This window comes from Flavilitoribacter nigricans DSM 23189 = NBRC 102662, assembly GCF_002646595.1.
Lineage (GTDB): Bacteria > Bacteroidota > Bacteroidia > Chitinophagales > Saprospiraceae > Flavilitoribacter > Flavilitoribacter nigricans.
On the sequence record NZ_PDUD01000061.1, the window covers coordinates 23,544 to 49,549 of the forward strand.

17 protein-coding genes and 2 tRNA genes are annotated in these 26,006 nt (G+C 51.6%); 12 read left to right on the forward strand and 7 right to left on the reverse strand.

Annotation, left to right across the window (positions count from 1 at the left end):
• Nucleotides 1-637: 637 nt before the first annotated feature.
• The 4 genes from CRP01_RS38465 (at nucleotide 638) to CRP01_RS38480 (ending at nucleotide 9,027) form a co-directional block, all read left to right on the forward strand.
• Nucleotides 638-3,904, forward strand: coding sequence for a SusC/RagA family TonB-linked outer membrane protein (locus CRP01_RS38465; protein WP_099155429.1), 3,267 nt, complete (start codon nucleotides 638-640; stop codon nucleotides 3,902-3,904).
• Between the two features lie 27 nt (nucleotides 3,905-3,931).
• Nucleotides 3,932-5,587: a RagB/SusD family nutrient uptake outer membrane protein gene (locus CRP01_RS38470; RefSeq protein ID WP_099155430.1), complete on the forward strand. Its 1,656-nt coding sequence runs from the start codon at nucleotides 3,932-3,934 to the stop codon at nucleotides 5,585-5,587.
• Nucleotides 5,588-5,695: 108 nt separating this feature from the next.
• Nucleotides 5,696-6,814, forward strand: coding sequence for a glycan-binding surface protein (locus CRP01_RS38475; protein ID WP_099155431.1), 1,119 nt, complete (start codon nucleotides 5,696-5,698; stop codon nucleotides 6,812-6,814).
• A gap of 176 nt (nucleotides 6,815-6,990) precedes the next feature.
• Nucleotides 6,991-9,027: an IPT/TIG domain-containing protein gene (locus tag CRP01_RS38480; RefSeq protein WP_099155432.1), complete on the forward strand. Its 2,037-nt coding sequence runs from the start codon at nucleotides 6,991-6,993 to the stop codon at nucleotides 9,025-9,027.
• A gap of 189 nt (nucleotides 9,028-9,216) precedes the next feature.
• On the opposite strand, the gene bshB1 is transcribed toward CRP01_RS38480, so the two are convergent.
• The 3 genes from bshB1 to CRP01_RS38495 all read right to left on the reverse strand — a co-directional run bounded on the left by bshB1 (nucleotide 9,217) and on the right by CRP01_RS38495 (nucleotide 12,270).
• On the reverse strand, nucleotides 9,217-9,951 hold the full coding sequence (gene bshB1 / locus CRP01_RS38485) for a bacillithiol biosynthesis deacetylase BshB1 (RefSeq protein ID WP_099155433.1): 735 nt from the start codon (nucleotides 9,949-9,951) through the stop codon (nucleotides 9,217-9,219).
• A gap of 143 nt (nucleotides 9,952-10,094) precedes the next feature.
• Nucleotides 10,095-10,565: a hypothetical protein gene (locus tag CRP01_RS38490; RefSeq protein WP_099155434.1), complete on the reverse strand. Its 471-nt coding sequence runs from the start codon at nucleotides 10,563-10,565 to the stop codon at nucleotides 10,095-10,097.
• The gene (locus tag CRP01_RS38495) at nucleotides 10,549-12,270 is read right to left on the reverse strand and encodes an amidohydrolase (RefSeq protein WP_099155446.1); all 1,722 of its coding nucleotides are present in this window, start codon (nucleotides 12,268-12,270) and stop codon (nucleotides 10,549-10,551) included. Before CRP01_RS38495 ends, CRP01_RS38490 begins: the two co-directional genes overlap by 17 nt.
• A 98-nt stretch (nucleotides 12,271-12,368) precedes the next feature.
• Between CRP01_RS38495 and CRP01_RS38500 the strand changes: the two genes are divergently transcribed.
• Nucleotides 12,369-12,638 (forward strand): acylphosphatase, encoded by a 270-nt coding sequence (locus CRP01_RS38500; RefSeq protein WP_099155435.1) that lies wholly within the window; start codon nucleotides 12,369-12,371, stop codon nucleotides 12,636-12,638.
• Between the two features lie 102 nt (nucleotides 12,639-12,740).
• Nucleotides 12,741-13,193, forward strand: a complete 453-nt coding sequence (locus tag CRP01_RS38505; RefSeq protein WP_233752832.1) for a GNAT family N-acetyltransferase — start codon at nucleotides 12,741-12,743, stop codon at nucleotides 13,191-13,193.
• A gap of 264 nt (nucleotides 13,194-13,457) precedes the next feature.
• On the opposite strand, the gene CRP01_RS38510 is transcribed toward CRP01_RS38505, so the two are convergent.
• Nucleotides 13,458-14,435, reverse strand: a complete 978-nt coding sequence (locus CRP01_RS38510) for a polyprenyl synthetase family protein (RefSeq protein ID WP_099155437.1) — start codon at nucleotides 14,433-14,435, stop codon at nucleotides 13,458-13,460.
• Nucleotides 14,436-14,547: 112 nt separating this feature from the next.
• On the opposite strand from CRP01_RS38510, the gene CRP01_RS38515 reads away from it, so the two are divergent.
• From CRP01_RS38515 to CRP01_RS38525, 3 genes are all read left to right on the forward strand, one after another.
• Nucleotides 14,548-14,994, forward strand: a complete 447-nt coding sequence (locus tag CRP01_RS38515; protein WP_099155438.1) for a response regulator — start codon at nucleotides 14,548-14,550, stop codon at nucleotides 14,992-14,994.
• Nucleotides 14,995-15,344: 350 nt separating this feature from the next.
• Nucleotides 15,345-17,252: a response regulator gene (locus CRP01_RS38520; protein WP_099155439.1), complete on the forward strand. Its 1,908-nt coding sequence runs from the start codon at nucleotides 15,345-15,347 to the stop codon at nucleotides 17,250-17,252.
• 246 nt (nucleotides 17,253-17,498) lie between these two features.
• The gene (locus CRP01_RS38525) at nucleotides 17,499-18,485 is read left to right on the forward strand and encodes a YpdA family putative bacillithiol disulfide reductase (protein ID WP_099155440.1); all 987 of its coding nucleotides are present in this window, start codon (nucleotides 17,499-17,501) and stop codon (nucleotides 18,483-18,485) included.
• 80 nt (nucleotides 18,486-18,565) lie between these two features.
• Here CRP01_RS38525 and CRP01_RS38530 read toward each other — a convergent pair whose 3' ends face one another.
• The 3 genes from CRP01_RS38530 to CRP01_RS38540 are packed head-to-tail and all read right to left on the reverse strand — an operon-like array spanning nucleotide 18,566 to nucleotide 22,825.
• Nucleotides 18,566-20,050, reverse strand: a complete 1,485-nt coding sequence (locus CRP01_RS38530; protein ID WP_099155441.1) for a TolC family protein — start codon at nucleotides 20,048-20,050, stop codon at nucleotides 18,566-18,568.
• A gap of 10 nt (nucleotides 20,051-20,060) precedes the next feature.
• Complete coding sequence (locus CRP01_RS38535; RefSeq protein WP_099155442.1) at nucleotides 20,061-21,398, reverse strand: ABC transporter permease; 1,338 nt, start codon at nucleotides 21,396-21,398, stop codon at nucleotides 20,061-20,063.
• A 32-nt stretch (nucleotides 21,399-21,430) separates the two neighbouring features.
• Nucleotides 21,431-22,825: an efflux RND transporter periplasmic adaptor subunit gene (locus CRP01_RS38540; RefSeq protein ID WP_170110729.1), complete on the reverse strand. Its 1,395-nt coding sequence runs from the start codon at nucleotides 22,823-22,825 to the stop codon at nucleotides 21,431-21,433.
• A gap of 608 nt (nucleotides 22,826-23,433) precedes the next feature.
• Here CRP01_RS38540 and dnaA point away from each other — a divergent pair.
• The 3 genes from dnaA (at nucleotide 23,434) to CRP01_RS38555 (ending at nucleotide 25,489) form a co-directional block, all read left to right on the forward strand.
• Nucleotides 23,434-24,864: a chromosomal replication initiator protein DnaA gene (gene dnaA / locus CRP01_RS38545; RefSeq protein ID WP_099155444.1), complete on the forward strand. Its 1,431-nt coding sequence runs from the start codon at nucleotides 23,434-23,436 to the stop codon at nucleotides 24,862-24,864.
• A gap of 325 nt (nucleotides 24,865-25,189) precedes the next feature.
• A tRNA-Ser gene (locus CRP01_RS38550) sits at nucleotides 25,190-25,278 on the forward strand.
• Nucleotides 25,279-25,414: 136 nt separating this feature from the next.
• A tRNA-Pro gene (locus CRP01_RS38555) sits at nucleotides 25,415-25,489 on the forward strand.
• The last annotated feature ends 517 nt before the right edge of the window (nucleotides 25,490-26,006 follow it).

A 26,006-nucleotide genomic window follows, 5' to 3' on the forward strand; every position in this document is an offset into this window, starting at 1 on the left:
AGAAATAACTGAATTTCACCTAAAGGCGCTTAGCTTTTTAGTGAATTTGCCGTCGGCAAATCCACTAACCTTTGCGCTCTTGACCGTTAATGTCGCAAAAGATCGAAAAATTTGCATCAGCAAATTTTCTCGAAATTAGTCATTGTAAAACTTCGCGGCTTCGCGGCCTTCGCGGTGAAGACAAGCTTTATTAATTTTCACTGTTCGGCACTAAAAATGGACAAAACGATCAGACGAGTGGTTTAGCGGTATTGCCCCGTTAAACCACTTGTCGTTTCTGAACCTTCCATTTCTCAATTCCGAAGTGCTTAGACTTCCGACGGGAAAGAGCGGATTATTCCAAATAAAAATTGCCCAAAAAGCGGTTTCGAAAAAAACTCCCCCGTAGAATGTTACAAAAACCACCTATCCTTTTAATTACCGACCTCCATATTTGTCCTACCGCATAAAAGTTGAACCAACTCATTACCAGAGCGGTACGAATTGGAGCCGATCGATCTACTTTATCCGAAAGTTACGAATACCACCGCATCAAAATTATAATAGAACATAGTTGACCCGTGCATATCCGGCACCTTACTTAACCAACAGACCAACCACGCAAATTCCGTTATCGCAAGCAAAATTGATCCTAATTATGAAGAAAAGAGACAATCATAACGGTTCGAAACCACGAACCGTATGCGCTTCCCGCCAGCGCCCGCCCGCGGTGTTGCTGGCCGGTTTGCTGTTACTGCTGAGCGCCTTTTCGCTGCAGGCGCAAAACGCCGTTCGCTCGGTGACCGGGCTGGTCACCTCCGAAGCGGGCGATCCGCTGATCGGGGTAAACGTACTGGTGAAGGGCACCACTTCCGGGACTGTAACGGATATCGACGGTCGGTTCAGCATCGATGTGGCCGGTGATGGTGTGTTGCAGTTTTCCTATACGGGATTTCTGGCCCAGGAGGTTGCCGTCGGCGGTCGTACCAGCCTGGAGGTCGAATTGGCGGAAAATGTCACCCAACTGGACGAAGTAGTCGTGGTCGGTTACGGTACCCAAAAGAAAAGTGACCTGACCGGGGCGGTAGCTTCCATTTCCGGAGACCGCCTGCTCGAAACCATCACTACGAATGTGGATCAGGCGCTGCAGGGACGGATCGCGGGTGTCCAGGTTACCCAAAACTCCGGCCAGCCCGGTGGAGCGGTTTCGATCCGTATCCGGGGAACAAACTCCATCACGGGATCCAACGAGCCGCTGTACGTTATCGACGGCGTGCCCATTCAGGGCGACGGTCAGTCGATCTCCGGTTTCGACTGGGCGGGTGGTGCTAACGGCCAAAGCCGGGTCAACCCCCTTTCCACGATCAATCCGAACGATATTGCCCGGATCGAAGTACTGAAAGATGCTTCGGCCACGGCGATCTACGGCTCGCGGGCGGCCAACGGGGTTGTGCTGATCACGACCAAACGCGGGGAAGCCGGCAAAGCAAAGATCTCCTACAATGGTTACTACGCTGTACAGCAGGTGCCGAAAGAGATCAATATGCTCAATTTGCGGGAATTTGCCGCCTACCGCCTGCAGGTAGCCGACGACCTGAACCAGGAGCCGGATCAACGCTATATGGATCCGTCCATTCTGGGCGAAGGCACCAACTGGCAGGAAGAACTATTCGACCCCGCGCCCATGCAAAGCCACCAACTGGCGATCTCCGGGGGGACAGACAAATCCCAGTACGCCGTTACCGGCAGTTACCTCAGTCAGGACGGCATTGTGATCGGTTCCAACTTTGAACGTTTCACAACGCGCCTTAATCTGGATACCGAAGTCAACGACTGGTTTCGCCTGGGAAGCCGGATCACTTTCGCCGCTACGGATGAGGTCATTACCCTGAACGACGGAGGCGATGGCGTGATCTTTGGCTCCCTGACCATGTCTCCGGATGTGCCGGTGCGCAATTTTGACGGTACATTTGCCGGGCCGCCGGCGGACTCCTGGGGTACCCAGGCTAACCCCATCGGCACGGCACTTCTGCGCAACAACGGCCTGAAACGGCAGAAAATACTGGCCAATTTTTACGGAGAAGCTCAGATCCTGGAAGGTTTGAGCCTGCGCAGTGAATTTGGTTTTGACAACAACAACTCCATCAATAAGGCTTTCCTGCCGACCTACCGATGGGGTAGTATTGAAAATACGGAAAGCCAGTTCCGTCAGCGCGAAGAATCCAATTTCTTCTGGATCTGGAAGAACTACCTGACCTATAACATTAAACCGGGAGCGGCCCACGATCTGACCGTATTGCTGGGGAGCGAGATCCAACGTTCACAGTACGAGGGGATCACCGTCACCAAGCGGCGATTTGCCACCAACGATATCCAGGTGCTGAACCAGGGAGAAACGGCCAATACGCTGACCAACGGTTGGAAGGGAGCTTCCAGTCTGGCTTCCTACTACGCCCGGATGAACTATATTCTCAGCGAAAAATACCTGGCCACCTTTACCCTGCGGGCGGATGGTTCCTCCAAATTCGGGGCGAACAACCGCTGGGCGCTATTCCCCTCCGGCTCGCTCGGATGGCGGATCTCGGAAGAGGGATTTCTGCAGGATCAGGAACTCGTCAGCGATCTCAAATTACGGGTCGGTTACGGGCAGACGGGAAACCAGGCCATTCCGGACTTCCTGTACGCCTCCACACTGGTAACGAACAATACGGCGCTGGGAACCATCTACCGCAACGAAAAATACAGCAACCCGGACCTGAAATGGGAAACTACCGAACAGTACAATGTTGGGGTCGACTTCGGAATGTTCGACGGACGGGTAAGTGTGACTGCCGATTACTACAATAAACAAACCCGGGACCTGCTCCTCCAGGTGGACCTTCCCTTCTATCTCGGCGGCCCCGACTGGTGGGATGTCCAGGCGCCTTACGCCAATATCGGCACCCTGGAAAACAAGGGTTTCGAACTGGGGCTGAACACCGTAAACGTGGATAAACCCAATTTCGAATGGCGCACCAATTTCACCTTTACCCGCAACCGGAACAAAGTACTGGAACTCAATGCCACGGGCAGCCGCCTGGAAGAGAACCTGTACTGGTATTCTGAATTCCAGACCGCTACCATCACCCAGGCCGGCCTGCCGGTGGGGCAATTCTACGGCTACGTGACCGAGGGCATTTTTGAGAATGAGCAGGATATCCTGAACCACGCCGTACAGATCAAAGCGCCGGGATCGGAAACCTCCGAAAATCCCAACGGACAGAATCTGGTCGATAAACGCGACGGGGTGTGGATCGGTGACATCAAGTTCAAGGATCTGAACGGTGACGGCGTGATCGATATCAACGATCAGCAGGTGATCGGCGACCCGAACCCGGATTTTACCTTTGGTTTGAATAACTCCTTCAATTTCGGTCCAGTATCGCTGGATGTCTATCTGACGGGCTCGAGAGGAGCGCAGATCCTCAACTATACCCGGGTGGTGATCGAGGGAATGACCAGTCCGTTTTCCAACCAGTCGCAGGCCGTAAGCAACCGGGCGCAGTACCAGCTGCTCGACCCGAATGGTTCGGATATCGATCCGGCCAACGTAGTTCTGGCCAATCCGGGGACCACCGTACCGCGCTGGGCCACCAACGATAATAACCGGAACAACCGGGCTTCCGATCGCTGGGTCGAGGACGGTTCCTACCTGCGGATCCAGAATATCCGGCTGGGATTCACCCTGCCCAAATCCTATACGCCCGGATTCATCCGGAATCTACAGATCTACGGGAATGTGCAGAACCTCAAAACTTTCACCAAGTACTCGGGCTACGATCCGGAGATCGGCGCTTTCAATCAGAACTCCCTGCTCCAAAACGTGGATATGGGGCGTTATCCCTCGCCGACCCTCTATACCCTGGGGCTGAATGTGGACTTTTAATCCCGCTAAACCGAAAAATACCAGACAATGAATTATTCAAAATATATTACACTGCTCGCATTCCTGCTATTCAGTAGTGCCTGTAGCAAGGAGTTCCTGGAGATCGTACCGCAGGACCGGACGACGCCGGAAAACTTTTACAACAGCGAGTCCAACATCCGGGCCAGTACGGCGGCCATGTACAGCCTGCCCTGGTTCGATTTCAATGCCAACCTGTTCTGGCTGGCCGGAGATCTGATGGCCGGGAATCTCTACTATACCTACGATCAGCAGGGCCAATTCATGTTCAATACCTTTAACTCCGGTAATGCTCACCTGCTGAACGGCTATAAAAGCCTGTACCGGGTGGTAGCCTACGCCAATTCCATCATCACCGATGTGCCGGATATCGCACCGGGATTCGGGGTATCCGAAGAGGTGATCAACGCGGCGCTGGGCGAAGCCCGTTTCATGCGGGCCGCGGCCTATTTTTTCATCGCCGAGTACTGGGGGGAGGCGCCGATCATTGAGAATTCCAAAGACCTGATCGCTTCCAACGAGGTATTGTTACCCAAAAACTTCCGTACGGACCTCTACGAGTTTATGCGTCGCGACCTCGAATTTGCCGCGGCCAATCTGCCGGAAACGGACGAACCGGGGCGGGTCACCTCCTGGGCGGCCAAAGGCCTGCTCGCCAAATTGCACCTGACCATGGCTTCCGATCTGGATGACGCGGATTCTGCCGCCAATTTCACCAAGGCTAAAGAACTGGCAGCGGACGTGATCGAGAACAGTGGCCTGAGCCTGATGCCCAATTATGCGGACCTGTTCAAGATCCCGAACAACAACAGCGGAGAGTCCCTTTTTGCACTGCAGTGGATCGAAGGCAGTTACGGTACCGGTAACAACCGGCAGGCCCAGTGGGCCCGCAGTTCCCGGATCACGGGCATTACGGAAGCCTGGGGCGGCGGCATCTCTGCAACCTATGACCTGATCCAGGCGGTGGAGGAGGGCGACAAACGCCGTTCGGCCATTTACATGACGGCCGGTGACTTCTATCCGGAAATGAATACGGATGAGGGCGGCTATCTATACGAGATCGCCTACCGCGATCCGGGCAATCCGGACGTAATCCTCGAATTTGCCGCACCGGTGCTGAATAACACCAAAAAATACATCGTCGGTTCTTTTGAGGATACCAACGGTGGGGTGACTACCAACCAGGCCACGCGCCTGAATTCCTACGTATTGCGACTGGCGGACGTCTATCTCATTTACGCCGAAGCTACGCTGGGTGCGGCGGAATCGACCTCCGATGCCCAGGCGCTGGATTATGTCAATACCATCCGGGACCGGGCCGGACTGGAGCCACTGAGTTCCCTGACCTTTCTGGATATCCTGCGGGAAAGAAGAGTGGAGTTTGCCCTGGAACAGCAGTATTGGTTCGATATCAAGCGCTACTACTACCGCGCACCGCAGGAAGCTCTGGCGATGCTGAACGCGCAGCAACGGGCCTATACTTACCAAATGGACTGGAACAACATTCCTAATCCGGACCCGACGAATATCGATCACTACATCCTGGTGCCGCCGGAAACCCCGGTCACCTTCAGTGAATCTCAGATCTTTCTGCCTTTACCCGCTGCGGAAGTGGTTTCCAATCCGCTGCTGGCCCAGGAGGCCGAGCGATACGATTTTCAGTAAGAAAGTGCATTGGTTTAATCATAAATCCAGGTGTGGATACCGAGCGACCCGATTGTGTATGACCGATACGTATCACCGCCTGCTACCAAAACAACAAAGACAATCGTTATGAAAAAATGGTTGAAATATACCGCCCTAATGGCACTATTCGGTTCGCTGGGCAGCTTCCTACTGACTTCCTGCGAAAAGGATACGGGCATAGCGGGCGACCCCGTCATTTATTATGTGCGCCCCACGGACGCTGCCGTCTCGGATTCCCTGCTGTCGGCGGGATTCCTGGGGAGCCTGGTGGCTATTATTGGTGATAATCTGCAGGATGTGCGTCAGGTCTGGTTCAACGACCAGCGGGCCAGCCTGAATCCGAATTACGTCACCAAAACCTCCATTATCGTTAGTATCCCCAATAATACGCCCCGTGAGGTCAACAATCTTCTGCGGGTGGTGAGCGGGGACGGCCGGGAAGCCGTTTATGATTTCACCGTGGATATTCCCGAACCGCAGATCGAAAGTATGCAGAACGAATACGCCCGGGCGGGCGAAACGACGACGATCTATGGCAACTTCTTCTACGAGCCGCTGCAGGTCCATTTCCCCGGCGGCGTGGACGGTACCGTTGTAGCGGTAACCGAAACCAGCATTCAGGTGACCGTTCCCGAGGGTGCCGAAGAAGGATCGATCGGCGTGAGTACCAACTTCGGTGCGGCCGAATCCGGTTTCCACTTCCGGGATTCCCGGAATATCTTTTTTGGTATGGACCCCCAGACGGGCTGGTGGTCAGACGGTTATGTCGGCGATGCCGGATCGGAAATTGCCATCAACGGTAATTTTCTATACTACCGAGGCAACGTCGGCGATTGGGGTTGGGCGGATATGGCCGGAGGCCCGGTCGATGCTTTCGGCAACCGCCACCTGATACCGGATGAGGCCATTGCGGACCCATCTGCCTACAATTTCAAATTCGAGGTCAATACCCTCAATCCTTTTGACGCCAATGCGATCAAGATCCTGATCGGCAATTTCGAGGATTTTGATAATGCTTACATCTGGACCGGCCCGTTGGACACCCAGGGAGCATGGCAAACCGTCGTTATCCCGTTTGAAACCATTCAGGCTACGACCGATGTGGGGATCCGTTCGGAGGGGTATGCCTTCCGTTTCTGGTGGCACGGACCGGGAGCGCTGGATGCCGATATTGCCTTTGATAATTTCCGGCTGGTGCCCAAGTAGACTGCCAATGGGATCGCCGTCAAACCGACCGGAGGTAACCACTGGTGAAGAACGCAAACTTTGCGGCCCGGTCGATGTAAAAAACTGCTAATTGGACAAAGTGAAGCGAACGGACCTGACGACGATGGTCCCGGTCTCGCTTTAATTGTCCGATTACAATAATAAAAAACGAGCCAATGTCTAATATAGCTATGTTTAAAAAAACGTTCTGGTTTCTATGCCTGCTGGTACCGGTACTGATCTTTCAGGCCTGTGAGAAGGATGAGGAACCAACCGCGGCCATTGACAGCAATGACGTACAATTGCTGAGTTTTGGCCCTTCACCGCTCCTCAGGGGAGATACCCTGCGGATCATTGGCAGCAGCCTGGACCGGGTGAGTGCGGTTGTTCTGTCCGACAACGTAACGGTACAGACTTTTCTCGAACAAAGCCGCACTTCCATCAGATTGATCATTCCCACCGAAACGGTCAGTGGACCCATCCGGATCGTAGCGGATGGTACGGAGGTTACCTCCAAGGCCAGCCTGACCATCTCGGAGCCAATCTCGATCACGGATCTGTCCACGGGGCCGTTGAAGGCCGGCGAGCCGCTGACGATAAGTGGTACGTACCTGAATCTGATCCAGCAAGTGGTTTTTGCCAAGGATGTGGTCGTGACGGATTTTGTCAGTCAGTCACAAACGGAACTGGTCGTTACCGTGCCCGCCGAAGCCCGTACCGGTACTATCCGGATCTCCAATGGAGCTGCGGGGGATGATCTCGTTGTCATCGAATCGAAGGCCGAAGTAGAGATCGTCTTGCCTACCGTCAGCGCTTTGACCCCGGCACCTATACGTCCGGGCGATACCCTGACGGTCAGTGGCACGGATCTGGATCTGGCCACCCGGGTGATTTTCACCGGTAATGCGGAGGTCACGGAATTTTACGAAACAAGTCCGGCCGCGCTGAAACTGGTGGTGCCGGATAATGCGCTGGAAGGCAGCATTCAGGTGGAAGTCGCTTCCGGAGTGCAGGTCCCCTCCGTACCGGCGCTGGACATTACCGCACCGACGATCACCGATATCAGCCCGGCTCTGATAAAAGCCGGAAATGATATCACCCTGAGCGGTACGGATCTGGATCTGGTAACCGAAGTCGTTTTCGGTGGCGGACAGGTCGGGAACATCATCAGCAAATCGGAGACGGAACTGGTCGTGACCGTACCCTGGGAGGCGACCGAAGCGGTGGTAACCGTAAATACAGTGGCGGAAACCAGCAGCTCCGCATCCGTACTGGAACTCATTGACCCAACCATCAGTCAGGTAACCCCATTGGCGGTAAAAGATAACGAAAGCATCACCATTTACGGCACCGATCTGGATCTGGTATCACGGGTGCTCTTCGACGGAGGGCTGGAAGGGATGATCGTATCCCAAACCGAAACGGAACTGGTAGTCAATCTGCCGCTGACGGCCAAAAGTGGAGTGATCGTCCTGGAAACGGTGAATAACGCTCAGGTAGTATCTAATGCCGCCCTGGAGGTAACCTCTTCCATTCAGCCGCTCGTACTCTCTATGCCATCCCTGGCGAAAGTAGGGGAGAAGATCCGTCTGGAAGGTGAAAAAATGGATGCAGCCGTGCAGGTGATCTTTGCCGGGGATGTGGCCGCTACCCGCTACGGAAACAAATCCGAATCCTTCATCGAAGTATGGGTGCCGGAAGGCGCGGCGGACGGTCCGTTGCAACTCATCACCGAATTTGAGGATGTATCCATCAGTCCGGACCTCAACGTGGTCTACCTCAATGAACTCAGCGAACTGATCTACGAAGATTCCCGCCTGGGGGCCTGGGGCGATTGGGGCTGGGGCGGTGCTTCCGACTGGCAAAACTCGGAAGTCGTCTTCGCGGGTGCCAATTCGGCCAAAAAGACCTACGACGGTTCTTGGGATGCGATCCGCTGGGGCGGCGCTTCCATCGATGTCAGCGGCTATTCCGAGCTTGTGTTTTACGTTTACGGCGGTGAGGGCACCGGCGGCAGCACGGTACAACTGGTAGTCAACGAAGGCTGGGGCACACCCACCGGCTTTGATGTCGTGGAAGGAGCCTGGTCCGAAATCGTAATTCCCATTTCAGCGGTGAACGGCGGTACAGCTGCCACCACCTGGACGGATATCCTGTTTCAGGGCAAAGGAGTGGTCGGAGCTATTTATATCGACCACGTAGGCTTTAAATAGGTAGTGGAAACAAAGCTTAAAGGCACCTTTCGGGTGTCATAACAAAACGAAAGATCAAATTATAGTTTCAACAAGTGAGTTCACGGAGAGCAGGCGACCGCCCTGGCTCTCCTTTTTTTTACACCGTCGACCGTCGACCCTCCACCATCGACCCTCCACCGTCAACCATTGACCGTCCACCCTCAACCGTCAAACCAAATCAAACAAATCCAACACCCCCGGCGTACGCTCCACGGTAAACCCTTCGGCGAAGGTGAATCCCGCATCACGTCCGTAAGCGGCGGCTTTCGATTTGAGGAAATCCAGGAAATCTTTACCCGAAATGGGAGAATCGAGTTCTTCGGCGTATTCCTCGGCATCCGGCAGATAGAACTGCGAGCGATAAGCCAGGATCAATTCTACCTTCTTATCGATAAAGTCGGAGATGTCCACCACAAAATCCGGTTTCAGGTTGCGGTCCTGAATGTAGTGGTAAACGGCATCGGGCCGCCAGCGGTCGTGCGGCTGCCCCTGGGCATCGTAGGTAGTGATCTTCTGCAATCCGGAAAAAAAGCAGGCATCGGAGATCAGTTTGGCCGCGCGGCCGTGGTCCGGATGGCGATCGTGTACGGCGTTGGCCAGTACGATCTTCGGTTGGCAGCTACGGATCACTTCGGCGATCCGGATTATGTTTTCCTTGGTGTATTGAAAAAATCCGTCGGCCATTTCCAGATTAACGCGGAAGGCGGCGCCCATCAGTTCGGCCGCATTGGCCGCTTCCGTGTCCCGGATCTCCGCGCTGCCGCGGGTACCGAGTTCGCCGCGGGTCAGATCCAGCAGTCCAACGGTTTTTCCCTGGGCAATATGTTTGAGGAGCGTGCCGCTACAACTCAGTTCAACGTCATCGGGGTGCACGCCAATGGCCAGAATATCTACTTTTTGCATGGTAGTTTTGCTGTGTATAAATTTGAAGGGGATGACTTCTAGAAAGATCCCGAATTAAAAATAAAATAGTGAGGGCACGGAGCATCGGCATTAATAGATGGATGTCCGGGCCGCTCTAATTCATTAATACAGGAATCTAAACATCATACCCGCTTCGGTGGTTCTACCCGCTGTTGCCCGGGCAGCAACTTTTGTTGGTAGACCTTGCCTTCTTCGGTGATATAAGTGAGTTCGAGGGAAAAATCCGGTTCCAGGCGTTTATCACCATTTGCTTCCAGCAGAATACTGTATTCTTTCTGGTTTTCCATGCGGTGTCCGGACAGGTGGTTCTTGACGAGCACATCATTCCGGCCAATGATCCTGTACTGGCTCAGGATGACCGGTCCGGCGGGATTCTGGATCTTCAGAAAGGCATCCCGGCCCAGCGGTGCGATCTGGAACAGGTTGATTACCAGGCCGGGAAAAGTAGCCTTGGGCTTCCGGTTAGCGACAATGAGAATGATGATCACCAGCAGGATCAGACCGGCTCCACCGGCCAGTATCCACGGATCTACGCCCCATTCTTCGAGGAGTTCCCGGGCTTTATCTATCCAATTGTTAATTGTTTCTTCCATCGTATTTGATCTTTCCGTCAACAATTGTCAGCAGGATCTGGGTATCCATGATCTCTTCATCCGGACAATCCATTAAATTTTTGGACAACACCACCAGGTCCGCGTATTTACCGGCCTCGATCGAGCCCTTTTTTTCTTCTTCAAAGGCGGCGTAGGCATTGGACCAGGTGTAGGACCTGATCGCTTCGGCGCGGGTCATGGCCTGTTCCGGAAAGAACTCCATTCCGGTATCGGCGCGTTTTCGGGTTACGGTCGCGTAGAAACTCTCGATGGGATCCACATCTTCCACCGGAGCGTCGGTACCGTTCCCGACCACCGCACCGGCATCCAGCAGCGAACGCCAGGGATATGCCCCTTCGCGGGCCCGCTTTTCTCCCAGTCGTTTCACCACAAAGGGAGCATCGGAAGTACAGTGGATCCCCTGCATAGCGGCAATGACGCCCAATTCACTGAATCGGGGGATATCCTCCGGATCCAGATGCTGGGCGTGTTCGATACGCCAGCGCAGGTCTTGTTTTTCCGGAAGTTCGGAAAATTTTTCCGCAAAGATATTGAGTACTTCGCGGTTGGCCCGGTCACCGATCGCGTGGACACACAGCTGCATGTCGTGTTCCAGGCAGAGGTCTGCGATATTGCTAACCGTTTCCAGCTGGGTAGTATTCTGACCGACGAAATCGGCCTTATCATCGTAGGAACTCAACAGCCAGGCCCCGAAGGCTCCCAGGGCGCCGTCTACTTCCGATTTGACGGCCCGGCAGGTGAAATAACCGTTTCCGTAATCGATCACGGGCAGGCCCTCCATGTTGTCCTTCATTTCTTCGTAGGGATGGCGCAGCATGACCCACAGGCGCAGATCGAGTTCGCCGGCATCGGCGAGTTCCTTGTAGCTATCGATCTCGTAAAAACGGGAACCGGCATCCTGAAAGGAGGTAATGCCTTTTTTCAGACATTCTTCCTGGGCCAGTTCGATCCCTTTGAGCCACTGGGATTTGCGCTGCTCTTCGGAAAGACCGCTCAGGTATTCCTGGTAAGCCTGGCCGATAATGTTCATGGCGCGTTCTTCGAAAACGCCGATCGCATTGCCGCGACTGTCGCGTACGATCTCACCGCCGGAGGGATTCGGCGTTTCGATGCTGACGCCCGCAATTTCCATTGCCTTGGCATTGGCAAAGAGGGAATGCCCGCTGGCGTGCCGCAGCAGTACCGGATTGTCGGGCGATATCTCGCTCAGTTTATCGTGGTAAGGATAACCGTGGACGTGCTCGTCAATGGGAACGATCCATTTCTCCTGGTGCCAGCCGCGGCCGGTGATCCATTCACCGGGTTCGGCGGTTTTTACCTTCTCGGCGACCATGGCCACGATCTCGTCCCAACTTTTGGATCGGAGAAAATTCAGGTTCATCAGGCTGCCTCCGAGGCCGGAAAAGTGTCCGTGCCCTTCGATGAAGCCGGGCATCATGAACTGCCCCTGCAGATCGATCAGTTCGGTCGTCTCCTGCCGGCTGGCGAATACGGAGGCTGAATCGCCGACCAGAAGGATGTTGCCATCCTTTACCGCTACTGCTTCCGCCGTAGGCATGGCCTCGCTGACGGTGTAGATCTGAGCGTTATAAAGGATGAGGTCGGCTTTTTCCGTGGATTCAGAGTCCGATTGACAAGCGGACAGCAGCACCAGGAAAAAGAAGGAGTAGAGTATCCAACGCATGATGATGTCTTTTTCTGCCCCCAAAGCTAGTAATTTGTGAGCGTTTTTTCTTTTGTCAATTATTTTCTATTATCGCGGATCAACATATTTATCGACTTATGCCATTATACCAACTAAAGATCAGCGGGCAGGTTCAGGGCGTTTCCTACCGTTATTCCACCAAAAAAAGAGCGCTGGAACTGGGAATTACCGGTATGGTGAAAAATCAGCCGGATGGCACCGTATACGCGGAGATCGAAGGCGAAGAAGAGGCGCTGCAGACCATGATCGACTGGTGCCGACAGGGACCGGCGTACGCAGAAGTACAGTCCGTAGAGGTGGAATCCGCGCCGGAGCGGAACTATAATTCGTTTGAGATCATTCGTTAGCAGGGTAGGGGACGGACACCGGTCTTCTTATACTGGATCGGATTCGGGAACCCGGCCACAACAAATCCTATTACACGCAAACACCTAATTTAAAAATAGATCATGATGGTACCTTCTATCGTAGTGGAAAGAGCGCGGCGTTCCGATCTGCCAGCCATCCACGGACTCGTTCGGGAACTGGCGGTATACGAAAAAGCGGAATCCGAATTTGTCGCATCCCTGGACGATTACTACCGGGATTTTGACGCGGATATATTCGAATGTATCGTCGCCCGGGTAGATGACGAAGTGGTCGGTATGGTGCTGTACTATATGACCTATTCCACCTGGAAAGGACGGATGCTCTATCTGGAGGATTTCGTAGTGCTGGAAGCCAACCGGCGGGATGGTCTCGGCCAGAAACTCTTCGACGCTTTCCTCGACCGGGCCCGCGAACTGGAATGCCGACTGGTGAAGTGGCAGGTTTTGGACTGGAACGAGCCGGCGATCAAATTTTATCTGAAAAACAGTGCAATCATTGAAAAGGAATGGTGGAACGGCAAAATCTTTTTGTAATTAATAAAAAGATTAATACCTTTAAGATTCATCTCTATTGGTACTGCATCGACAGGAATTACCGACCGCAATAATTGCATCCTAATCGGTTCTTCTCTTTTCCCAAAGGCATATACTTTAAACAAATCTGGACCTAACTATATAGTGTTTCATAGTGTGAGGAGTAGCCGCTTCGGTGGTTGCTCCTTTATTAGTTGTGGCCAAAACAATGGGCGATAAAGCACTGCTTTACCGCCCACGGTTTACGAAAAAAATAATATCTCTTTACGATTCCCGGCCGATCAGGTCCATACTCAGATCGTACAGGATCTGAGTGTTTTGGTTGATGGTATTCACCTCGTTGAGGTGCCGGAACGCTTCATCCTGATAGAATTGCTTGCGGGAAAGGATCTGGGCCGGAATATCGAGCGACCGGAGAATATCCATGACGGCGGTGATCTTTTCCTGTTCGTCAAAATCGGTACTACCCATATATTTCTCCAGTTCCCTGCGCTGTTCGGGGCCGGCAACTTCCAGGGCCCGCAGGATCAGAAAGGTCTTTTTATTCTGCGCGATATCGCCTCCTGCCTTTTTACCTACTTTCTCGGGATCGCCGAAGGTGTCCAGATAATCATCCTGCAGCTGGAAGGCCAGACCAATATTCTCACCGAAGGCTTCGAGGTGGCGCACATCCTCGTCCGCAGCGCCGGCGGCAATGGCACCGAGGGCCAGACTACCCGCGATGAGCGCTGCCGTTTTAAACCGGATCATTTCGATGTACTCGTCGATGGTAACGTCGGACCGCTGCTCAAAATCCATATCGTACTGCTGTCCTTCGCAAACCTTGATGGCTACCTTATTGAATACCGAGACCATTTTCCGGATCTTTTCCGGGTCATCGATCTGTAATAGGTATTCGTAGGTATAGATCAGCATCACATCGCCCGACAAAATACCGGTGTTGATGTTGTATTTGGTATGCACGCTGGGTTTGCCGCGCCGCAGGGGCGCTTCGTCCATAATGTCATCGTGTACGAGGCTGAAATTATGGAAGACCTCGACGGCCATTGCCGCCGGAAGTGCCCGCTCCACATCCTTCCGAAACAGGCTGTAGGCGATCAGGGCCAGTACCGGCCGCAATCGCTTGCCGCCCAGATGCATCAAATAGTCAACTGGTTCGTATAAGGCTTTGGGGGATTCCGGCCAGGGGGATTGATCCAGATATTTTAAAAATAATTCCTGGTAAGATTTTACATTCACCATATATGAAATTTGAATAAGGGAAAGCCTGAGCGATTGATTTTGGGGCCGTGAAGATAGCGAAACTTTCCCTATATTGGGCTCATACAAAGAATTGACACAAACACAAAACACTATGGTAAAGGAAACGAGGCCGATCAATATATTGTTGATTGAGGATAACCCCGGTGATGTTCGTTTGACGCAGGAGGCCTTTAAGGAAGGAAAGAAAAAAGTGAATCTGGAAGTAGTGATGGATGGTGTGGAAGCAATCAGGTATTTGAGAAAACAGGGGCAGTACGAAGAAAAGACAACGCCCGATCTGGTGTTGCTGGACCTCAACCTGCCGAAATGGGACGGTCGGGAAGTATTGCGGGAGATCAAAACGGACCAGGAACTGAAACGTATTCCCGTAATTGTACTAACCACCTCAAATGCCATGCAGGATATTGTAAATAGTTACGATCTGCATGCCAACTGTTTTATCAATAAACCGGTAGATTTTGACAATTTTTTTGATATAGTCCAAAAAATTGAAGATTTTTGGCTTACCATAACCATCTTACCTACTATGGCCCGGTGAAGCGACCAACGTTTTATCCGGTGAACACGGTGTTGAGGTTAACTATGAACGACATGCAGGCCCCTTTTTGGTGATAGGTTGGCTTAATTGCCGGTTCATTTTCCTGAACCATACCGCTAGCGACAAATTAATAATACAAGAAGAATGATTTCCGGTAATGCTCCCGGAAGGCAGACCGTGTACGGATCTGTGCTTCGGAGTGAACACTTTACTGAATTTAAGCATTCGGTTAAGGGTAAGCCAGCATTACCGGGTCACAAAAGATAGATGGAGTAGCTGTAGCGATACAGGGTAAGTCAGTTGTTGCTGCCTTACGTTTTAAAAGCGTCGAATAAAATTAGTCCTGCTGCATGGAACATATTTTGGTGATTGAAGATAATATGGCGGATGCGGAACTAATTCGTATCTACTTAGACGATGCAGGCTTTAAGCATAAATTTTATCATTCCTCTTCTCTGAAGGGAGGGTTTGATATCCTGCAGGAACACAAGATCGATATTGTGCTATTGGATCTTTCTCTGCAGGATACCATGGGTTTCAATACGCTCAAAAGTTATTTGCAAAAAGCCGCGCACGTACCAGTGGTTATTCTCACGGGGAATAACAACGAGATCGTTGGTATGCAGTCCGTAAAGGCCGGCGCGCAGGACTACCTGATCAAGGGATCTTTCAAATCGAAAAGACTGGTCAATTCCATTCGTTATTCCATCCAGCGGTTCAAGACCCATTCCAAATTACTGGAAACCACCAACGAGCTTTCCCGGCGCGAGAAACGGTCGCGCGATGCCCAGCAACTGGCCAATTTCGGTAATTGGGAAATGGACATTGTCAACAATGCCATGAAGTGGTCCGAAGAGACCTTTCGCATCTTCGGTTTCCAGCCGGGAGGCATCTCCCCGACACTTTCCGATTATATCAAATACGTACACGTAGCGGATAAGGAACGCGTCAACAACTTTTTTGAGGAAGTACTCAAAACCGGAGAGGTGGCCCGGGTCGAGCACCGGATCGTGATTAACAACCGGACGGTGAAGTACATCCTGGTACAGGCCCAGGTAAAATACGATGAGATCACCAATAAGATCCTCCTGATCGGCAGCGTGCAGGACATTACCTACCAAAAGGAAAATACGCCGGCCCCGGAAGCGGAAAAAGATTTGCAGGACGATAAGACCAGCCGTTTTACCCAATTGAGCTACAATATCCGGACGCCGCTGAGCTCGATCGTCAATTTGCTTTATCTGCTGGAAAAATCTAACTTTTCCAATCAGCAGCGGGAACTGATCGAGGGCCTGAAAACCTCCGTGGATGACCTGTCGGTCGTACTGAACAACCTGCTCAACTATTCCCTTTTTATCTCCGAGGAATTGCGCGTGCAGGAAGAGATCTTCAATCTGGACGAACTGATGAAAAATGTAGATCGTTCCGGTCAGTTCAAATCCGATCAGGCAGACCTGAAATTCCATTTTGAACGCGTCAATGATTTACCGACCTACGTCAACGGGGATGAATCCAAGATACAGCAGGTTTTACTCAATTTGCTGGAATTGGCGATCATGCATACGGTGGGTGGGAAGATGATCACCGTACGGGTAGAAATGCTGGAACCGGAATTGTTGGGGGTAGAAGTAAAATACTCGGGATCGCCGGTGGATGTCAGCGTGCCGGATTCCGAACAGGACGACAACCTGATGAAGATGTTCTTCGGGGAGGATCAGAACGATAAATCTACGTTGCCGCATCTGAGTACCTTTATCGCATCCAAGTTGTCCCACCTCATGGGGGCCACCCTGGAACGGAAGTCGCTGACCGACCAGCAGCATCTCCTGGTGTTTAAGCTGAAAATGAAAGTCAGCAAAACCCGCAAACACCTCAATCAGCGGGGCATCATGGATCGCCTGGTGACCATCTTGCTGGTCGAAGATCATTTCCTGAATCAGATCGCCACCAAAAGAGTACTCACCTCCTGGTCCGAACTGGTGAAGGTCGTGACGGCCGATAACGGAGAAGAAGCGCTGGAACAGTTCGAAAAAGAAAAGATTGACCTCATCCTGATGGACCTGAAGATCCCGAAGATAAGCGGTATCGAAGCCGCACGGATGATCCGCCAGAAAAGCGATGTTCCGATCATCGCCCTAACCGCCAGTTCTTCCAAACAGGAAGAGGAACGGTGTTTTACCGTCGGTATGAACGCCTACATCCATAAACCTATCCGACCGGAAGAATTGTATGCCAAAATTACACAGTTGATTAGTTGACGAATGTTTTAATGTGTTAATGTGGAAATGTTTGAATGTGCTGTTTTCGTGCCCTAGTGAATTTTCGTCTCCGGGTGTTAAAAGAATTTCAGCCTATCTGCTGGCAGCCGGGTACTCACACTTCCCAACCTTAACACATTAACACTTCAACACCTTAACACATTTTCACATTTCCACCTTAGCACGTTTCCAAATTAAACCCCAATATCCTCTTTACTGTTGTAATGTTGCACAAGCTGTTTTACTATGAATAATTACGATCTGATCATTATTGGCGGAGGGCCTACCGGATTGAATTGCGCCATTGCGGCCAAAAAGGCCGGACTCAAATATCTGGTACTGGAAAAAGGCCTGCTGGTGAATTCCATCTACCATTTCCCTATCAATATGACCTTTTTCTCCACCTCTAAACTATTGGAGATCGGAGATACACCCTTTATTTCTCATACCGAAAAACCGACCCGCCGGGAAGCGCTGGAGTATTACCGGCGTCTGCAGCAAAGTTATGACCTGAAGGTTCATCTTTACGAACCGGTGGTCAAGATGGAGCGGCAGGAAGACGGCCGTTATCATATCCAGACGGAAAAATCCGAATACACCGCCGGCTCTGTTATTGTGGCTACCGGCTTCTACGATACGCCCCGGCTGATGAACGTGCCCGGAGAGGACCTGCCGAAAGTAAAGCACTACTACGATGACGCCCATCCCTACATCGGACAAAAAGTACTGGTGATCGGTGCGGCCAACTCCGCCTGCGATGTGGCGCTGGAGACCTGGAATAAAGGGTCCGAAGTGACCATGGCGATCCGCGAAGACAATATCTACAAGGGCGTCAAGTACTGGATCCGGCCGAATATTGAGAACCGGATCAAGGAAGGCAGTATTACGGCCTATTTTAATACGGTGGTGAAGGAGATCCGGCCGCGGGAAGTAGTCCTGGAAGGCCCCGACGGTACCTTTACGATCGAAAATGATTTCGTATTGGCGATGACCGGTTACAAACCCAACTACGATCTGCTGGGCCGCCTCGGATTGGAGATCCCGAACGACGAAGATCAGATACCCGTACACGATCCCGAAACGCTGGAAACCAGCCTGCCCAATGTTTATCTGGCCGGAGTGGTGTGCGCGGGAATGAAAACGAGTAAGCTGTTCATTGAAAACACGCGGGATCACGGAGAAACCATCATTCGGCAGATCCTGGAAAAGAAAGGGGATTTGGTCGCCGGGTAGCAAATCAGAGTCGTTACAAGGAAAGGCCGTCAGGACAATATCCTGGCGGCCTTTTCTATTTTCCGGAGACAGCGGACGGATTACCGCAGCGAGTTCTCCGGATTTTTGGTCAGCGAGGTGCCGGTCGCAAAGTCGTGCAGGGTCAGACGGCGCAGTTCGTAGTAGGCCAGCCAGAAGGCCTGCAGCGCGCTGACGTAGCCACGCCGGGCGGAAGCTTCTTCCTGGATGGCCAGGTTGAGGTCCGTCACCAGGATGTTACCGATCTTGTAACGCTCGCGGGTGATGCTGAGACGCTTTTGGGCGACTTCGTAGGTCCGTTGGGCCAGCTGCACCTGACTTCTCACCTGATCGAACTGCTGCACTTTTACGAGAATGTCCCGTTCGAAATTGACCCGTTCCTGGCTTACCTGCAGACGGGTCAGTTCTTCATTGGAGCGGGCAATTTCCATCACCGCTTTCGATTTACCCCAGTCGGCGATGGGCACACTCAGTCCGATCTGGAAGAACTCCTGATCCAGCGGATCCGTGAAAGCATCCGAGAGGGATTTGCCGGTTTGCGAAAGACCGAAACTACCGAAGATATTTGCACTGAATCCCCGCTGGGCTTTGGCCTGGGCCACTTCCATGGACGCCTGCTGCAGCTGGCGGTCAAGTTGTATGACATCCGATCGGTTGCGCAGCGCATAGTCCAGTGCCTCCTGGGCATCGATCAGGAAATTCGGAATTTCATCCGGAGTAATAAGGTCAAAAGCAATGGCCTCGCGAATACCGAGAAAGTTCCGCAGCCGTTCCGTGGCGGTTTGCTGGGCGAGCTGACTGGATCCGAGATCCGCGTCGGCGCGCATGGCGTTCAGTTCGATCTGAAGCAGTTCCACCTCGGCGATCCGGCCCACTTCGTAACGTCCTTTAGAAATGGCGTAGAGGGTATCGGCATTGGCTTTGTCCCGGATGGCGGCCTCGTAATTCAACTGGGCGATCAGCACATCGAAGAACAGTGCAGCCGAATTGAGGGCCACTTCTTCCATGCCTTCCGAATACTCCCTTCTGGATTCTTCGTAGGACATCGGTTCGATGATCTTATCCCAGCGCAGTGCATTAAAACCGAAAACCGGCTGACTGAACCCGATCCGGATCGGATTGGACAGGTAATTGATCAGTCCGTCATTGGTACTGGTCTTAAAGATATCCAGCCGTTCCAGACCGGTGCTGACAAAAATGCGGCCGCCGGTCAGGGTGATCCCCTGGCTGACGCTCAGGTCGAGGCTGTTGCGCATCAGTGAGCGCGAAATAAAGGCATCGTTACCGTTCGGCAGGGTAATGGCTTCAATGGTCCGGTTGAGCAGCGGGATGGTCGCATCCAGGTTGATCAACGGACGGTAATTGGCCTGGAAGGATTTATACCGCCAGTAATCGTTGTTGAAGGCGGTTTGGGTGATCTGTACATCCGGTGCATCTTTCTGGGCCAATAAAATAGTTTCATCTAAACTCAGACGAAGAGTGTCTCGCTGTGCCAGGGAAACCGTTGTGCCCAGCATCAGGAGTAGCGCAATACAATAATATTTCATTGATAAGTATTTAGTCGGTTCTTAACGCTTTGATGGGATCTTGTTTGGCGGCTTTCTGGGCCGGGAACAGTCCGAATACCAGACCGATGGTGGCCGCAACGCCAAAGGATAACAGAATGGACCAGCCGGAAACTACCGTGGGAATGTCGGCCGAACGGGCGATAAGCTCCGCGGCGGTAACGCCCAGTAAAACGCCGATCAACCCACCGATAAGACTGATGAAGACCGCTTCAAATAAGAATTGCAGAATAATGTCGTTTTGGGTGGCACCCAGCGAACGGCGCACCCCGATCTCTTTGATCCGCTCCAGTACGGAAGCCAGCATGATATTCATGATGCCGATACCGCCCACCAGCAGGGAGATCCCTGCGATCACGGCCAGTACCAGGTTGAAGGTATCCTGCGTTTTCTGTTCCTGTTCGAGCAGCAGTTCCGGGACTTCGATCTCAAAGTCCACCAGATCGAGATGCCGGCGTTTGAGTACCCGGGCGATCACTTCGGCGGAAGCCTGCATGGCCTTGGAGTCATTTACCCGCACCACTACGCGGTCGAGTTGGTGGTAGTTTTCCTGATTGTTGTTGCCGCTGCGGCCCCGCCCGCGACTAATGTCCTGGGCGGTGATCTTAGCCCGGTTCTTGAAACGGAGCAAGGCCGTGGTTACCGGAACGTAAACATCGGAATTGACATCCCGGATCCCGAGGTTTTCCATGCTTTCTTTGCTGGCAGCCCGGCGTTCGAGAACGCCGATGATGCGCAGCCAGGTGTTGCCGCATTTGATGGACTTTCCGATGGGATTGTCCTCACTGAAAAAACGGGCCTGGATATTTTTACCGATAATACAGACCGATTGGCCTTTGGTGAGGTGTACGTCGTGGAAGAACTGACCTCTTTCCAGCGCGAGGCGATTGAGTTCGAAAAAATCGTTATTGATGCCGATTACCCGGCCTTTCACCAGTTTGGCATCCTGGATGATATTGGTAGACAATACAATTTCCGGACTTACCTTTTCGATGGTCGGAAGTACGCGGGTCAGCGCCTTGGCATCTTCCAGGGTCAGACCGGGAGAAAAGGGGCGTTTGCCGTCCTCGTTATTGTCTTCGGAATCTTCGGCATCTTCCGCGTCCTCATCGTCACTGATGATATTCTGACTGGCGGAAATGACAATATTATTGGTACCGATCAGTTTCATCTGATCGAGAATGGCTTGCTTGGCGCCGGAGCCGATGGCTAGCATAGAGATCACCGCTGCCACCCCGAAAATAATTCCCAGAGCGGTAAGAAATGAGCGCAGTTTGTTGGCATTGATCCCCTCAATGGCTAGCAGGAAGTTGAATATGATTCGCTGCACGTGTTTTCGTTTGTTTTAATGTAAATTGAGGATCAGTCCATAATAATGATCATACCGCCGTCACCTCCGCTATCCGGAGTGGGCGGCGCGACGTCTTTCATCTTTTTCTGACGTTCCAGGGCCTGGGCTTCCCGGATACGCCGGGCTTCTTCCTGTTTTTTCTTGATCTCTTCCTTGATGTTATTGTCGATATAATTCCAGGCAATATCCTTGGCTTCTGCGGGAACGGAGAGGTAGACCATATCGCCTTCTTCCAGGCCGTGGTCGATCATCACCTGGTCGGCGTTGGAAAGGCCGATCACTACTTCCTGCTTGATCAGACTACCGTTCTGCTCTTTGTAAACGAAGGTCAGACTATCGCTTTGCAGCGCTTCCAGGGGTACGAAGAGTACGTCGTTGAAAACATCGGTAACAATCTCATTACTGGTGGTCATGGCCGGCCGCATGATGGAGTCGACTTCATTTACCTGAACAACGATCTCGAATACTTTGGTGTCAAAACCGCGCAGTTCTTCCCCAATGTTGGCTACTTTCAATACGTTGCCGGTATAGGCACGGTCCGGGAAGGCATCCACCTGGATCGACACTTCCTGACCCACCCGCACCTTACTGATGTCCACCTCATTGACGTAAGTCTTGGAGATCATATCGGTGAGGTCGGGCAATTCGGCCACCACCGGATCCCAGGCGGAGATCCGGGAGCCCGGTTCTTTTTTGCCGTTCCAGGTTCGGGAGTAAATGACCATGCCGTCTTCGGGCGCCATAATGGTGAATTCATTGGAAAGGTCCGAGTAGATCTTCAGCTGGCGCTGGTTCTGGCGCATGAGCGCATTGATCTCTTCGATCTTCGCTTCGGACTGGATCTTAACCAGTTCGTATTTTTTGACGAGCTGACCGTAATCCCGCTCCGTTTTTTCCATATCCAGTTCAGCCTGCTGGATCACGGATTGCGGCTCGTATTGACTCTGATCGACCTTGAGTTGTTTTTCCTTTTTGGTAAATTCCAGATTGACCAGCTGGTCGCGCAGTCCGCGCAGCTCGATAGCGGTATCGATCTTGGCCTGTTCCAGCTGGGTACGTATCTTTTCGAGTTCGGTCTGTACGTTACTCATTTTTCCGGCCAGTTCGGTACGGTCCAGTTTGGCTACATACTGACCGGATGAGACCGTAGTTCCTTCCGGAACGAGATCGGCCAGGGTGGTTTCGTAAATACCGGCCGGCCGCATGCCCTGGGGCGCGCGGATCTTTACCGACCGTTTGGCCTGTAGTTCTCCGGTGGCCGTTACGGTGATCACAAATTCACCGCGTTGGGCCTCAGCCATGATCTCCGACTTTTGCTCTTTATTGGGAGCGCAGGAAATGAAGAGAGCGATAATTGAGAAGGCAAATAAGGAGAATAGATTGGCATGTTGAAGGGAGCGTCGCATACATTGTAAATTTAGGTGTAAAAAAGACCTCTTGTGCACGGGAACGAATTTAGAAAAAATGCCTAATTGCCTGGATGTTAGGCCAGGAATTAACATTTTCATAATGATTAATCTCTTAAAAGAGACAGTCCGAATATTACATAGATGCAGATTGGCCGGATTTAGTTGCACGAACGGGCCAAAAAAGTCGTATTTACGGGACTTTCCCGGAATTTGCGTCATCCAATATATTGTTGGCAGAAGCCCAAGATCGGGGCAAAAAGTTGGTTAAATCCGGCCCGGAAAGGATATAACGACGTTATATTTAAGCCCGTCGATTTAGGTTTGCACGGCTATATTTTACTAGCAAAGGAGATACGTATTAGGCAAAAAAAATTTTAAAAAAAAGCCCTTCGCGGCACGGCCCGTTTCCCATTTTTTTCTCAACTTTGTATTCCCTCGGAACTCAAGGTAACAGCAACACACGACATGCTTAGGTAAGATAACAACTCGTCTACTGAAGGTCGTAACGGACTGCTTCAAATCCTAACTTACTGATACTCATTATTTTAAATTATTGGTAATTGTGCCTGGCGGCATAATTGTGTTAACTTTTAATGTATTTTGGAATGGTAATTGATCACGCTGCCGTATGGGATAATTGTCTGCAGACAATTCGTAAGAATGTTCCAACTCAGAGTTTCAGAACCTGGTTTGAGCCGATCAAGCCGGTAGGGTTGGAAGATCATGCGTTGACCATACAAGTACCCAACAAGTTTTTTTACGAATGGCTGGAGGAGCACTACGTGAGCCTCCTGAAAATGACTATTCGCAAAGAGCTGGGAGACCGTGGTCGTCTGGAGTATCAGATCCTGATGTCGAACGGTAGTAACGGACACGACCACAAGTCGCGGTCCAACGGAAGCGAAAAACCCGTGGAGGATAAATTCGGCCCGGGTATGGTAGATATGGGTAACATTAAGAACCCATTCGTCATTCCGGGGATCAAAAAGATGAAGATCGATCCGCAGTTGAATGCGATCTATACTTTTGACACCTATATAGAAGGAGACTGCAATCGACTGGCGCGTTCGGCCGGGCAGGCTATCGCCAAGAATCCGGGCGGTACTTCTTTCAATCCTCTGGTGATCTTCGGGGATGTGGGACTGGGTAAAACGCACCTGGCGCACGCCGTGGGTAATGAGGTGATCGAACGTTTCCCCAATAAGACGGTACTCTACGTTTCGTCCGAAAAGTTTACCAACCAGATCATCCAGTCCATTAAAAATAATGCGGTCAACGATTTCGTCAACTTCTACCAGCTGATCGATGTGCTGATCGTGGACGATATCCAGTTCCTGGCCAACAAGCAAAAGACCCAGGAGATCTTTTTCCATATTTTCAACCAACTCCATCAGAATAATCGCCAGATCATCCTGACCTCCGACCGGGCTCCCAAAGACCTGGACGGTATGGAAGAGCGACTGATCTCCCGCTTTAAGTGGGGACTGTCGGCCGATCTGCAGGCGCCCGATCTGGAAACCCGGATGGCCATCCTGGAAGCGAAGATGAGCCGTGAGGGCGTGGAGATCCCGCAGAACGTCACGGAATTTATCTGCTATAACATCAAAAACAACATCCGGGAGCTGGAAGGCGTACTGGTATCCCTGATTGCGCAGTCTTCCCTCAACCGCCGCGAGATCGACGTTGATCTGGCAAAGGTGGTCGTGAAGAACTTCGTGACGGAGATCAACAAGGAGATCACCGTGGAATTCATCCAGAAACTGGTTGCCGAACACTTCAGCGTGGCCGTCGAGAAGCTGCAGGGCAAAACCCGGAAGCGGCAGGTCGTGATCGCCCGGCAACTATCCATGTACCTCGCCAAAAACCTCACCGATAAGTCGCTGAAAGCCATCGGAGAAACCTTCGGCGGGCGGGACCACAGTACTGTGATCTACTCCTGCAAAACGGTGCAGGACCTGATGGAAACCGACGCTATCTTTAAGGATACGGTGGTTGAGCTGGAGAAGAAGATCCGGATGAGTTTGAACGATAAGTAAAATATCCGACCGAGCCCAAAGCCCGAATCTTCCCACAAAACCGGACTAAAATAATAAGCCCCCGATCTCCGCAGCAGGAGACCGGGGGCTTTCTCATTTCCGGGCAGCCGCCCGAAATTTCCGGTATCGGTCGGCCCTGATGTGGAAAAGCAGTCCGGCCCGGAAAAAAATCCGTATACTTTACCACTCGTATCACTTTCTGTCTGAAAGACTTGTGCAGTACCCCCGCAATTTTTTGGCCGATGACTAAGAAAAAATACCAAAAAGCCTTGCGGGAAACCTATTTGATCCGTACATTTGCAATCGCTTTTGAAAAGGCAGCTCGGGTGGAGTGGGTGAGTGGCTGAAACCACCGGTTTGCTAAACCGACGTACTCTGAAAGGGGTACCGCGGGTTCGAATCCCGCCTCCACCGCAAGCTAATGGATCCTGGCTATAATGTTAGACAGGTTTCAGTGATGGAGTGGGTGTCTTAGCATCGCATGGTAAGTTTTCTTATCATCGGTTCGCACCCACGTTTAACGTACTCCATCCAAATAAGAATATAATCACGGGGTGTAGCGCAGTCCGGTTAGCGCACCTGTTTTGGGAACAGGGGGCCGCAGGTTCGAATCCTGCTACCCCGACACTGATTATCAGGGAGTTATGACTTAGGTTGTAACTCCTTTTTTCTTTGGTTTAAACAGGGTTTAAACATTTCATACCTTCCACATCACCTTGCCTGATATTTTAAATTATAAAAAGCTTTCGGTTCAGCGTTCAGTTCGAAATCATCTAAATCAATAAAAATCACCATCTTAAGTGAAAATCTACTGACCGCTGAGCAAAGCAAGCATTATCTCAATGAAAAAGTTTAGCGTTCAGCGTTCAGCCCAAAATGACTTAAAGTCATGATTGCCAGTTTTTTAATTGAAAAGTTACTGAACGCTGACCAGAGAGAAGAATTGGTTATCAGAAAAAGCAACGGACTCAGCGTTCAGTTCATATCGGATTAAGTTTATGATTTTCAGTAATTTAAATAAAAATAGACTATCAGCTAAAAAACTGGTAACAGTTTAATTCATGATTTCTGAAGAAAGAAATAATTAGTTTTTTGTTCTTCTTTACTTCTTTCAGTACTCGTATAACTTCCAGCTTCAAAGC